The organism is Acidiphilium sp. 34-64-41, from assembly GCF_002282635.1.
Classification (GTDB): Bacteria; Pseudomonadota; Alphaproteobacteria; order Acetobacterales; family Acetobacteraceae; genus Acidiphilium; species Acidiphilium rubrum.
In genome coordinates, this window is record NZ_NCJX01000083.1 from 1 (window position 1) to 12,949 (window position 12,949).

The 12,949-nt window shown below is 59.1% G+C and carries 11 protein-coding genes and 1 pseudogene; 5 read left to right on the top strand and 7 right to left on the bottom strand.

Translation table 11 applies throughout. From position 1 onward, the window contains the following. Positions 1–99: 99 nt before the first annotated feature. Positions 100–330, top strand: a pseudogene (locus B7X49_RS14785) (transposase); the annotation flags it as partial. A gap of 490 nt (positions 331–820) precedes the next feature. On the opposite strand, the gene B7X49_RS14790 reads toward B7X49_RS14785, so the two are convergent. From B7X49_RS14790 to B7X49_RS14800, 3 genes are read right to left on the bottom strand one after another with little or no spacing between them, the layout of a single operon-like run. Then, positions 821–1,588 carry an SDR family NAD(P)-dependent oxidoreductase gene (locus B7X49_RS14790; protein ID WP_286704616.1) on the bottom strand — a complete coding sequence of 256 codons (768 nt, stop codon included), beginning with the start codon at positions 1,586–1,588 and terminating at the stop codon, positions 821–823. A 22-nt stretch (positions 1,589–1,610) separates the two neighbouring features. Next, a complete protein-coding gene (locus tag B7X49_RS14795) occupies positions 1,611–3,479 on the bottom strand; it encodes a TRAP transporter large permease subunit (protein ID WP_286839966.1) in 1,869 nt (622 codons plus the stop codon). Further along, entirely contained in the window at positions 3,479–4,492 is a 1,014-nt protein-coding gene (locus B7X49_RS14800; RefSeq protein ID WP_286839969.1) for a TRAP transporter substrate-binding protein, read from the bottom strand. The genes B7X49_RS14795 and B7X49_RS14800 overlap by 1 nt, the downstream gene beginning before the upstream one ends. Positions 4,493–5,259: 767 nt before the next feature. Between B7X49_RS14800 and B7X49_RS18825 the strand changes: the two genes are divergently transcribed. Next, complete coding sequence (locus B7X49_RS18825) at positions 5,260–5,649, top strand: helix-turn-helix domain-containing protein (protein WP_353744435.1); 390 nt, start codon at positions 5,260–5,262, stop codon at positions 5,647–5,649. A gap of 395 nt (positions 5,650–6,044) precedes the next feature. Here the strand turns inward: B7X49_RS18825 and B7X49_RS14805 are convergent, their stop codons facing one another. The 4 genes from B7X49_RS14805 to B7X49_RS14815 form a co-directional block, all read right to left on the bottom strand. Beyond that, the gene (locus tag B7X49_RS14805; RefSeq protein WP_286704619.1) at positions 6,045–7,076 is read right to left on the bottom strand and encodes a replication protein RepA; all 1,032 of its coding nucleotides are present in this window, start codon (positions 7,074–7,076) and stop codon (positions 6,045–6,047) included. A gap of 360 nt (positions 7,077–7,436) precedes the next feature. Further along, positions 7,437–7,667, bottom strand: coding sequence for a ribbon-helix-helix domain-containing protein (locus B7X49_RS18830; RefSeq protein WP_353744436.1), 231 nt, complete (start codon positions 7,665–7,667; stop codon positions 7,437–7,439). Positions 7,668–7,772: 105 nt separating this feature from the next. Then, complete coding sequence (locus tag B7X49_RS14810; RefSeq protein ID WP_286839972.1) at positions 7,773–8,426, bottom strand: AAA family ATPase; 654 nt, start codon at positions 8,424–8,426, stop codon at positions 7,773–7,775. Between the two features lie 1,486 nt (positions 8,427–9,912). Beyond that, positions 9,913–10,113, bottom strand: a complete 201-nt coding sequence (locus B7X49_RS14815) for a hypothetical protein (RefSeq protein ID WP_286839975.1) — start codon at positions 10,111–10,113, stop codon at positions 9,913–9,915. Positions 10,114–10,301: 188 nt separating this feature from the next. On the opposite strand from B7X49_RS14815, the gene B7X49_RS14820 reads away from it, so the two are divergent. The 3 genes from B7X49_RS14820 (at position 10,302) to B7X49_RS14830 (ending at position 12,836) form a co-directional block, all read left to right on the top strand. Next, a complete protein-coding gene (locus B7X49_RS14820; RefSeq protein ID WP_286839978.1) occupies positions 10,302–11,336 on the top strand; it encodes a tyrosine-type recombinase/integrase in 1,035 nt (344 codons plus the stop codon). Between the two features lie 176 nt (positions 11,337–11,512). Continuing rightward, complete coding sequence (locus B7X49_RS14825; protein WP_286839980.1) at positions 11,513–11,812, top strand: hypothetical protein; 300 nt, start codon at positions 11,513–11,515, stop codon at positions 11,810–11,812. Positions 11,813–11,930: 118 nt separating this feature from the next. Further along, on the top strand, positions 11,931–12,836 hold the full coding sequence (locus tag B7X49_RS14830; RefSeq protein WP_286839983.1) for a ScpA family protein: 906 nt from the start codon (positions 11,931–11,933) through the stop codon (positions 12,834–12,836). The last annotated feature ends 113 nt before the right edge of the window (positions 12,837–12,949 follow it).

A 12,949-nucleotide genomic window follows, 5' to 3' on the forward strand; every position in this document is an offset into this window, starting at 1 on the left:
CATCCAGGGCATTACTTTCCGGGACGGCGTCGAGGTGATCGAGACGCCAGCACAGAACGCCGCCTGATCACCGCCATCACCCAAATTCCATCATAGCTCCGGCCGAAAGGGACCCAGATCGTCAAAAGGCTGCGCCGCCTGATCGACGCCATCCGTAGCCACTGGCCGCGCATCGCGATCATGCTGCGCGAGGATTCCCGCTACTGCACGCCGGAAGTACTGCGTTTCTGTTGCGCTTGCGACCTACGCTACATCTTCGGTGTCGCTGCGACACCGAAGATGTGCAAACTCGCCATCGCTCTGGAGGCCAAAACCACAGCGCTGGCGCGACCTAAAAACTGCGGCGCGCTTTCGCAACTCGAATTGAACAGATTGCACACAGTTGCGCCTGCAGCATCGACAAAGGGATCGAAGACATCGTCACCGCCGGGCGGGCGGCTTGGCCCTGGAACTGCGCCTATTGGTAGCCAGCACCAACATCATCGAGAACATGATGGGCACAATCAGGCCGGTCTGTCGGAACTGAGCGCGCTGGCGCGATGCCTAAATGACGCTGCGCTGGACAGCCGGGCGGCAGGCCGGCACGATGAAGGCCCGCAGGGGATTCAGGAAACTGAAGGGCATGTAAGGAACAGCCAACACTCCGATCGGCCCTGGCCACGGACAAGAACAAGCACCACCCTAAATCCCAATCTTGCTTAACCGACCAAAGCTGCATAGTCAGAAATCAGGCACCGCGCTCACGCTCGGGTTGGTCATCGGACTGGACATTCCCTGCTGTTCGCGAGTAGCCGCTCTGGTGGGTGCTTCTACTCTGCGGTTAAGTGCCGATCGACTTAGACCTTGCGGCGCGGGTCAATCCGGCGCCGAGAAAACCGCCATCGACGGCTAAGACATGGCCAGTCACGTAACTGGCGTCGTCCGAGCACAGGAACACGGCGGCGCCGGCGATTTCGGCGGGTTGCGCGTAGCGGGATAATGGTGTGACCCCAATCCAGCGCTCGCGGATCTCCTGCCCATGCATAGCCGCCACGAGAGGCGTATCGACCGGGCCGGGGGCGATCACGTTTACGCGGATGCCGAAGGCTGCGAGATCGACCGCCATCACTTGGCTGAGCGTCACCACCCCACCTTTCGAAGCGCCATAGGCGGCGCGCCCGACGTTGCCGCGCATACCTGAAACACTGGCGATATTCACGATCGCGCCGCTGCCCTGTATGCTCATCAGGCGCGCGCAGGCTTGTCCGACCAGGAAAGTCCCCCTTAGATTGACGGCGATAATACGATCGAACTCTTCGAGGCCGGTCTCCAGGAATGGAATATCGAGTCCGATCCCGGCCGCATGGACCAAGCAGTCGATACGGCCATGAAGGCGCTGCGTTGCGTCAATTGCCGCAGCGACGCTCACCGGGTCGGATACGTCGAGATGCAGAGGTGCAATGGGTTGCGCAGGCAACAGGGGGCCTTCAGAGACCGCAATGTCGGCTGCAATCACAATCGCGCCCTCGCGGGCGAACCTCCCCGCAATTGCCGCACCGATGCCGGAGACGCCCCCCGTGACAATGGTGACTTTACCCTCAAGGTTCATGTGGAAGTCCCGCCTTTTTGTATCATTTTGGCAACATGATTGTTGTGACGCCCGGCACGAATGCAACGACCAGGAGGCCGATCACCAACGCGCCGAGATAAGGCCAGATGCGGCGCATACCGGCATCGGGATCGATGCGGCCAATGGCGCAGGCAGCATAATAACCAACGCCGAACGGCGGCGCGAACAGCCCGATACCCATAGCCAGGATCACCACGATGGCATAGTGGATTTCATTCACCCCGACGGCCTGCGCGATTGGAAACACCAGCGGGCCGAACAGGACCATCGCCGGGATGCCTTCGAGCACGCTGCCGAGCACGATGAACAGCAGAATCGAGACGAGCAGGAACCCAGCTCGACCGCCGGGCACTGCCTCCATCGCCGCGCCAAGGGCCATTGCGAAACCGGACTGGGTCAGCGCCCAGGACATGCAGCTCGCGGTACCGATGATCAGCAGGATCGCGCCTGAAAGCGCCGCCGAATCGACGAGCATGGGATAGAGCCGGCGCCAGTCAAACCGGCGATAGATCAGCAGGCCGATCACCGCCGCGTAGAAGATCCCGATCGTCGAAACCTCGGTTGCAGTGGCGACGCCATCGGCCACGGCAAAGCGGATCAGGAACGGCACGATGAGGGCGGGGATTGCAATGACGAAGCGCCGCGCGATTACCTTCGCTGAGGCTCGTTTGGTTGGCACCTGGCCATCCCGCACGGCGTGACGCCAACTGATGACTCCGAGCGCGATCGCGAGCACCAGGGCGGGCAACATGCCGCCGGCGAACAATCCTGCGATCGAGACGCCGGTGACCGAGCCGATGATAATCAATACGAGGCTCGGCGGGATGGTTTCGCCCATCGCACCGGATGCCGCGAGCAATGACACGAGTTCGCCGTCCGCAATGCCGCGCCGCTGCATTTCGGGAAACAGCACGGGCGCCACGGCCGCCATATCCGCCGCCTTCGCGCCAGAAATCCCTGACACGATATACATCGCGCCCAGCAGCACGTAGCATAGCCCGCCGCGCAGATGACCGAACAGGGAAGCGAGGCAATCGACCATGGCGCGGGCCATGCCGGTCATTTCGATCAATGCGCCGAGGAATACGAACAAAGGTACCGCAAGTAGGATCAACGAGCTCATGCCCTCCTGCATCTGGCCGACCATCACGCTCATCGGGATGCCGCCGAGATCCGTGAGATAGGCGAAAGTCGCAAGACCGAACGCAAAGCCGATCGGGACGCCGGCGGCTATGCCACCGCCGAGCAGAACGACGAAAAAAAACACCAGAGCCCAGTTGCCGATATCGTTGAAGACCGGCGTTGCCAAGGTAATCGTTACACCGGACAGGACGATTGCAGTGAGCCCGATCGCGAGGCCGCGCCACGTATAGGCTCCGATCTGGGCGAGGGAGGTCGCCAGAATGAGCACGAACCCGACCGGGATCGCCGCGGAGCGCCAACTGCCGGAGAGTCCGAGGGCGGGCGTGTGAATGGCGTTTTGTGCTGCGGCGTAGCCGATCGCGTCCGGGAGCAGCAGCAGGACGAAGCTCGCCATAGCGATCATGGCGAGTGATGCCGCGATCGCCTGGCCCTCCGGACCAAACCGATTGACCAGCGCGGTCATTCGCATGTGACGCCCCTGACGCAAAGCGATCACGCTGCCGAGCATCGCGAGCCAGAGGAACAGGATTGATTCCAGTTCCTCTGACCACACCATCGCGATTCCGATTGCGCGCGCCAGTATGCTGGCACCGAGGAGGATCAGTTCTGCGCACAGAACGCAGGCAGCGGCGAGTTCGGTCACGTGACCGAGCATTGTTCCGGCGCGCCCCAGCGCGGGGATGCGGGGATGCGCCGCCGGCGACGATAACGGCAGCACGCTCACCATCAGCCGAGTTTCCCCACGGCTCCTTCCAGGAGCGACCAGGCCTGCGGCCCGAAATGCGTCTTCCATTCGGTATAGAAGCCCGCCTTGATCAGCACGTCCCGGAACGCCTGAGAATCGGTGTTATTGAACTTCATGCCCTGAGCCGCGAGCTTGCCCTGCAGCGACGCGTTGAGCGCGGCGACGGACTCGCGCTCGGCCATGGCCGCATGATTGATCTCCTCTTCGACGATGCCGCGAATCTTTGCCGGCAGTTTCTCGAAGGCGGTCGGATTAGCCAGGAACCAGAAACCGTCCCACATGTGATTGGTCAACGAGCAGCATTTCTGGACCTGATAGAACTTCGATGTCTCGATGATCGCCAGCGGGTTCTCCTGGGCGTCGGCCAGGTGGGTCTGGAGCGCCGAATACACTTCGTCGAAATTGATCGAGGTCGGCACCGCGCCGAAATCCTTGAACAGCGACGTCCAGAGCGCGGCGAATGGCACACGGATTTTTAGCCCGTCGAAATCTGCCGGGTTCAGGATTGGTCGATCGCTGGTCGTGACCTGGCGGAACCCGTTATCAAAGATCGCCTCGAACGCGGTGAGCCCATGCGTCGCGATGCGGCCGCGGATATAGGCGCCGACCTTGCCGTCCATTGCGGCCCAGACCTGATCGTAATTCTTGAAGGCGTAACCCACGCCCGACAGTGCGGCCTCTGGCACCAGCGTGGATAGAATCAGGCCGGACAGTGTGAAGAACTGAACTGCGCCGGTGCGGATCTGGCTGAGCATGTTGGTGTCAGATCCGAGGGCACTGTTGGGAAACAGCATGATCTGCATCCGCCCGTCGGTACGCGCCTTGATCTGCCCGATCGCCTTTGACAGAGTGACGTTGAGCGGATGGGTGGGGGCTAGATTGGTGCCTAGACGATAGCGAAACACAGGCGCCGCATCGGCCCGGTGGGTCTGTATCGCGACCAACGGTAAGCCAACGGAGCCGCCAAGCAACAGGCGGCGAGAAATGACTGACATGAATTCGTTCTCCCTTCGTTTCCATTCGTGTTTCCGGATTCCGCCTTTTGACGAAATTCGACGCCATCAGCAAACGGCGCGTTCGAAATATAATGTCTGATACCCCATGTCATGGAATATCGTAAACTGACCGTCGTTCGCTTTTTGGCCCAGTTACCGCAAAACTGTACGATCTGGCCATTTAGCATGGTCGATGGATCTCATGGTCTGGTATTGAACCGATCCAGTCGGAGTGCGACAAGCGGTTGAGAACATGCGGGTGCAGTGGGTTACTGGCGGGCACGGTGAAAGAGACGACTTCCTTTCGCCCGAGTGGACCAAAAGCGTGGACCAGAACTGCAATCGCTGCCTAGGCAGCGTAACCCTTTCCCCAGTGCTCGAAAGACTACCTTCAGTTGAAGACTGTCAGCAGAGACCCACCTGCACCGCGCCGATCCCGATGATCGCGATCACCGGAATCGATGATCGCAATCAAACGGAATCAGTGATCGCGATCCACCGGAACGCGCACCATGCCATATCGGTCGCTCAAATTGGCTGAGAGTTTTGGGTAAGCAAGAGCAAATTTGCAAATGACGCTATGAACGCCAACGGCATCAGCATTAAATGATGCATCGCATGATCCAACGCATGCTCAATGCGGGGCTTTTGGAGGCAACATTTCGCGCTTGGGTTTATTTCGATCCGGCGCCTACAAGGAGGCTCATGACTAGCTGGAAATCCGGACCAAAGCGAATGATTGTGTGCAGCGACCGCCAGGCTCGAGCATGCTAACGGTTTCAGGAGAGGAACTTGACGCACTCCTCAATGAGGTCGGGCAGAAGGTTACGCTTCGCCGCCGGGAATGCGAGATGACCCAAGAGCAACTGGCCAAACGCGCGGGATGCAGTACCAACACGGTTATCGCCGTTGAAAACGGCAAACGGAATGTCACTGTACGCAGCTTGGCGATGATCTCCGCTGGTCTAGGAGTACATTTCGCCGAGCTTTTCCCAATCAGTCGGGTAGTTGCCCCGCAAGAGATAAGTGGCATTTTGGCGAGGTGTTCGGATGAACTCCAAGCTGCGAGATGTGCCATCGATAGGTTGCAGGGGGCCATTAGTGATTTTCGGGAACAGATGCTTCCGCCTAAAACGCCGGAACCACGGGTAGGGTGAACTCTGGCCAGGGTGAACTCTGGCAGCAGCGAGTTGCCTTAGGGGTGAACTCTACCAGCAATCTGACTTTCGGGTTGGCTTTCGGTCCTATCGAATGCGGTCTTGCTAAGTTTTTTCTGGACTAAAAACACCTAATTCACGATCGCCCGAGTCGCGAGCCCCCTGTTTATGGTGGAAACGGACCTCATACATCGTGCCACCCCCCTATTTATGGTGGATAGTGGCTCTGGCGAATGGCCCGACTCTGATCGTGGGGTGGTGGTGAACCGTAGCAGCACGGTAGATTCAGGAGGTGAACTCTACCAGCACACATGGCTGCCGGCGGTGAACTCTGCCAGCATAAACCTTAGCCAGCACTTTTAGAAAGCCTAGGTTATGATTGAAATTGCAGGAAATTACCCCGCAATGAGAAAGGGCGCTGAGCGTTGAGGGACTGGCGGCGCAGATGGTTTCAACAACAAACCAGTTGGTGTCGCATGGACGTTTGCGGCCATGTATACACTCAGGGCGAGTTGTAAATTTTCGTTGAACAGAGGTTTGAAGTTCCGCATTGCGGAAACACCACCGCCGAATTGCCCCTTTAATGCCGTCCAACTGATCTCACGGTTGCTGTCGAGGCCACGTAGCCGATAGGCTAGCCACATATAGATATCCAGTGCCATGGAACTATTACGGATCGCCATTACGGATGCTTTATCGACCGAAACCGGGTGCGCCTGAAGCTGCTTGTAGAAGACTTCAGAAAGGCGAATTTTCTCGACAAAACGCCGTGTTGACCCCCCCTGCCCTACTTCGCAGTATTCGATATTATCGACGATGTTGACATTAGCAATCGCGCCCCGCCTTTGATCGTTTGTCTTCAAATGGAACGTAAAGCGGCATGTAGCCAATCGCTCGATCTGTTCGCGCACGAGTTCCATAACTTTTCCGCCGTGGGCGAGACCCATTCGCTTTAGACTCGCCTTGAGGCTTGGGCCCATCATAACATCCCGCGAGCCCTTTTCTAAAGCCTCTGTTTGCCAGTCAATAAGAATCAGCCGCGCGTATGCGCCGAATGGCAGCCCAACTGGCGTTTCGCGCCCGTCTGAGTCCACACGAGTTCCAGGCTCTACGAGAAGGGTGACATAGTCGGTTTCAATCCGCCAATTCGCATCTTCGATTCGCGGACGTTTATGTGGCATGCCAGCGTGACACCACCCTGAATAGACATGCGACCTCACTGCCTTTTCTGGAGAAATTTCCTCTGACATATGTGTTGCCGCGGCTTCTATGATCCTAGTACCGCGACGTCCGGTTAGAATGTCGAACGGTGCATTTCGACCCGGTTCTCTTGCAACCAGGCGTGCAGCCTCCCGAGCACCTTGTCGTCCCTTACGTGCGATTATCTCGTGTACACTACCATTAACAGCGAAAAGGTCGTCTTCCATTACCATCACTCATTACCCGCTCACTGTGCATCGATTTGGTGATCTTGTCGTGGTGAACTTTGCTAGCAGCTACCCAGGCAAATGGTGAACTTTGCAAGCCGAACTCAATAGGAAATTTTTTTTATTTTTATAGTATAGTAATGTGCGTGCAGAGTTCTCTGGATAACATCTCTAACCCATTGATTTAATTACGAGTTGTTTGTAGGGCGCGCGCGCAAAGTTCACCTTTTTTGGCTGGCAGAGTTCACCCGATCTGCTGGCAAAGTTCACCCCGGCTCCAGGCGTAAATCACTTCGTGAGTTTGGCATTTGTGAAACGGCGGCCATTGTTGTGCTGCGACTCGCGTTCTGCGAACTGCAGTCAGGCGATTGGTGCCTTCCCGTGTGAACTGAACATTAAGTTTAGGCCCTCTTTGAGGAGATCCTGCACCGTCGTGTCCTCTTCGGCCGCCAACATACGGAGTTGGCGGGCGCATTCAGCCGAGAAAAAGCCCGCAATTTGACGCTTGTCTTGCCTGTCTTGTCTCCCGCGCGGGGCCGCTCTAGTCGTCGACGGTGGCGGTGCCTCCTCCACCGGCGCAGAAGGTTGCATATCAGGCGCGGCCTCCTGTCCGCCCTTCCCCACTGCGCCGAAAAGGCTCGGTCGCTTGTTTCCAATTTGCGATGCTTTCAAGCTGTCGATCCTCCTAGTGGTCAATTATGCTACGGCGCGACGGGTAGACCCTTCGACCATTGCCCAAAGCCAAGTGAACAGTTCCTCGATCTCCGCTGAGGCTTGCGTGCCGTTCCGATGTTCTGTGACTCCTTCTCCTGGAATCATGGCATCAGCGTAGGCAACCCGGTGGCCAAGAGCTGTCGGCGCGAGATCGAGGCCTAATCTTTGCAACTCTTGCCGTGCTTCATTCTCCCTCGCCCCTTGGGCTCCCACCGAGTTTAGGACTACGGCAAATGGTGTTTTGGCGAGACGAGCGATGTCAGCAGACGCGGGTATCGCTTCCAGGTCAGCGATCGCAGGTCTGCAAGGAATGAGAACGAAATCAGCCACTCGCGCGGCATCAACCGCTATCGAGTCTGCATGTGGGGCAGTATCGAGGATCATCAGTTTCGCGCCGGCTGCACGGGCGGCTTCTAGCAATCGAGGAACGCTAGTTGGTTGAGCCGAGATGACTTCCGCGCCGCTCCGCAATTCGTTGTCACTGCGGCGCATTCCCCATTTTGTCGCCGTGCCCTGGGGGTCGAGGTCTACGATGCCAGTCGCCACCCCTTTCCCTTCCGCGCACGCAGCAAGGTGAACGGCAAGGTTTGTTTTTCCAGCGCCACCCTTCCGGCTAATCATCGCAATGACATACAAAGCTCTATCTCCTGACACTTAGACGAATCGACCTCTCTGCCACATGACACCACGACCAGACTATCTGTCGCGCTACCGAGCTCCCTGCCCTACGACAATCCTACCCCACGACACGCATGTCCAACGACGATATAAAACATAGACCAGTTGGATTTACGACGCAACGACTATTCTAGCTGTCGTGCTACCGAGCTCACGGCTATGCGACGACTCTACCACATGACACGCATGCCCAGCGACGATACGAAACAACGACTGGTCGAGGAGACGACGACGCGATGAGACGATGTGTATGCCAGTGGAGGCTACGACGTACCGATGACTCGACAGCATGACCATATAACCAAGTGGCGTACCAACCCGTCAATAGTCGTACGGATCGTGGCATCGACCAGACAAATGGCAGATAGGTATACCGTTATGCCAACAGACCATTCGAAGGGAGGACAACCCGAAAATACGACGCGTCGAAGGGTAGACCAATTGGATGTTCGACTTCGTTGATTAGGATGCTTCCACTTGCTACTACGATATCGGGACCAATTGAACTGTCGGTAAACCAACCATTCGACGGGTGGGGTGGTCAATTGGTATACCGTACAGGTTTGATAATTGTCTGCCGCGCGCCGAGATTCGCCTTCAGGTGGAATGGTAAAGCATTTGGATAATTCCGAAGCGGGCCTGCGCTCTAAAGCCTTTGCGAACTTTTCGTCTTATACCCCTCAAAGGGGGGGAATTGCGACTGTTGGTGGGAAGGGGAGGGAAGGGGAGGGAAGGCGAGGTGCAAAGCTTCTTGGTTATTAAGAGGGAATAAGTGCGCGACGTGTCGGCTGCGCGACAGGTAGACCATGCGACCACTACGGTCTACTTCGCTACGTGCGGCGCGATAGCTCGAGCAAGGCGCTGCCAATGATATCTCAATAACGCACCTATGGGCATAATTCTTGAACTGGTCGCCGAGCTCCGGGCTTTCGCCGCGGGGAAAAAACGTTTCGTAACGGCATGGGTTCATCAGGTCCGCGCGATGCACTCGACGCTGCATCGCAGGTAGTGTTCGCACTGCGATTCACTCTCTCACCGCTGAAGTATCGTCCCCTGAAATCGTCGCCATCAACCTCAACTTTGTCGATGTCTGCAACAGCGACACGGGTGCTTATCTCTTCGGTACCAAAGCAGGGCAGGGGAGGGAGAGTTAACTCGCGGACTTCCAAAACATCGGTTAATTTGCTTGGCAACCTGAACCGCCGGAATACGTGACCGGAGTCCGGATACCACCAGAGGCAGTGCCCCCCTTAGAGCAGTGCAGGATCTGTGAATGAGTACCCCTCCCGCGCCGGACTAGCTGGCAGTCGCTCATATCATCAAGCTTGGAGGAATGCGGCGCCTATATTTACCGGGTCATTTATTCGATCGATGAGTCGGGAGCGGTTATCCGGGTTCTGCATATCCGCTGCGGTGCGCGGAGGAAACCGGGGGGCGTTGGCCATCATTGAGGCCTTGCCACGGTAGTCGCGAGCTCATCGCACAGGATCGTGAGTCCCTCGACCGAGAGTTCCCGAAGCGCGAGGGCGAGCATCGTGGCCCAGCGCGGCACGGTGGCCCGATCTCGGCACCAGTTGTTAACTTGGCGGGAAGTGACGCCGCTGAGGCGGGCGAAGCCGGCCTGGCTGACGTCTGCTTGGCCCAATAGGGTGGAGAAAGCTGACCCAGAGATCGTTTCCATAGCTTCTACATAGAACGCAGTTCTATGCCAAACGCAAGCCGATGGCCTGCTGTCTATGACAGGGGGCGACCTACGCGCGATAATGACTATTATCGCGCGTAGTGCAATTATTTGGGTTGCTATCGCCTCAGCGCCGGCTTATCGGTCGAATCATGGTCGATCAACCTCCCGAATCGGGTCGGACTCTCGACGGTGAGATCCTGGCCAATCCCGCGGAAAACCTAGGCGTGGCGCTCGCGCCGGCCCTGACACCGGCTGGACAGGCCGCGCTGGCACAGGCGCAGGCGTTCGCGCGCCAGGCGGTCTCGCCCGCGACCTTGCGCGCTTACAAAGCGGACTGGACCCATTATGCCGCATGGTGCGATCAGACCGGCTTTGTCCCCGTACCGGCAACCCCGGCCGTGGTGGGCGCGTATCTCGCGAGCCTCGCGGGTTCCCATGCGCCCACCACGATCCGCCGGCGCCTGGCGGCGATCGGCACGATGCACCGGTTCAATGATCTGCCGTGGAACTCCGCCCACGGCGATATCCAGCACCCGCTCCGTGGCGCGCTCCGCAAGCACGGCCGCGCGGTGCAAAAGGCGGCGGCATTGACACTCCCGATGCTGCGGCAGCTGGTCGCCACCTGCGATCGCACCGCGCGCGGCCGGCGCGATCGTGCTTTGCTGCTGATCGGATTTGCCGCGGCGCTGCGCCGCTCGGAACTGGTGGCGCTGCAGGTCGATGATATCGCCGAGGACGCCCGCGGGCTGCGACTCCGCATCCGGCGCGGCAAGACCGATCAGGCAGGGGAGGGGGCTGAGATCGGCGTGCCGCGTGGCCGCCATGTCGAGACCTGCCCGGTCCGGGCGTTCCAGGACTGGATGGAGATCGCCACTCGCAAGTCAGGACCCTTATTCCGCCGGATCAGTACCGGTGACACCATTGGGGACGTCGGGATGCATCCGGATGCCGTGCGGCGGATCCTGGCCTATCGCGCCGAGATGGCCGGGCTGGTGATCGACGGGTTCGATCGGCTAAGCGCGCATGCGCTGCGCGTTGGCTTCATCACCGAGGCCTACGCCAAGGGTGTGCGTGATGAGGATATCATGCGCCATACGCGTCACCGCAGCCAGAGCGTGATGCGCGGCTACGTTCAGCGCGCCGGTCTGGTCAGTGACAGCCCGGCCGGCGTGCTCGATCTCTGATGGCGCTGCGGTTTCCGTGGGAGACCGAGCCTGATTCGCCTGAACCGGTGACCCCGCCGGCGCGACAGCCTCTGCCGCCCCCGCTGCCGAAACCGCGAGGGCGTCGGCCGTCTGGCCCATCCCGATCGGATGCGCCGCAGACCGCAACGCCCACTTCGATCTGGCTGTATCACCACGTGACGATCAAAGGACCATCGGCCGAACTCAAGGCGTTTGCAGCGGCCGCGCGGGGACCCGGGATCATCCCCTGGGAGATCAATGGCGCGGCGATCGAGGAGGATATCTTTATCCGTGCGGTCAGCCAGACCGGCGGGCAGCGGAGCCTCTCGGTCGCGGGCTGCCGGATTCTCGCCCGTCAGTTCCGCGAGCGGATCGAGGCCCGCGAGGCGAGGGCAAGAGACCGGATCGGGGTCAGCCGCGCGTGCCCGTTCGATCTGCAGGCCATTGGGGGATCAGCGATCTGCCGCGGCAGGTGATTCTGCGCCCCCACGTAGGGCCGGGACGGCGGCAGAAGATCGGTCATGGCGTTCTCGGCTATGGGTTCTTCACGGCGGAGAGCTCTCCGCGACCGGCACTCACCACAATTGCCGAAGCATGGCCGGGTCTGAAATTCCAGCTGCTGCCGATCGCGACGGATTGATCGCCGCGAGGGATGGAGCATCCAGCACGGTGGACAGGGCAGGGGAGGGGGGCTCGCCGCATCTGACGCTGGATGGGTTCGACGGATCGCTGGCCCTGCTGCTGGCCCAGGCGCGGGCGAATCAGATTGATCTATCGACCCTGCGTTTACCTGAACTGGTCGACCAGTTGGCTGACCGGCTGGAACGGGCGCGGGCGACAATTCCGCTAGGCCATCAGGCGGATTGGGTAGTGATGGCATCCTGGGTTTTGCTGTTACGGTCTGATCTCCTTTTGCCAAGAGATGCGCCGGCGCAACAGGCGGCGGAACGACGTGCGTCCGATTTGCGGGATCGTTTGGTTGCGTTGCAGGAGATCCAGGCGTTGGGCGCCTGGCTGGACCAGCGGCCACAGTTGGGGCGGGACGTTTTTGCCCGTGGCCGATCAGAAGCGATCGGGAGCGTGGCCGGGAGTTCCATCGAGGTTGATATGATAGCCTTCCTTTGGGCGTGTCTCGAGCAGTTCGATGATCCTGCCGACGCCGTGGATACAAGGCCGATCTATCGTCTGCCGGCGCTGGACCTGTATGATATTCCGGAAGCCCGTGACCGGATCATGCGACTGCTGGCCGAAAGCGGAGAGGCGCTCAGCCTCGATCAGTTATTGCCGGACCCCAATCAGCAGACAGCCCCACCGGAAACGCAAACTCGGTTGCGTCGGCGCTCCGCGTGGTCGAGTACGTTCGTCGCTAGCCTGGAGCTTGCCAAGCAAGGCGATGTCGCGCTGGCGCAGGCGGAAAATTTCGATCCCATCATCGTCAGCGTCAATTCCAGCGACCAACCTCTGCCGAATATTTCTTCGATACCTTCCGCCTCTCCATAGCCCTGTCCTCTCAACCCATATTTAGCAGCGCCTCGAATAAACCGCATAATATCAGCATCTTACACTCGTAAAGAAGTCCGAGTGGCACTACAAACGTATTCAAAGGGGATCAG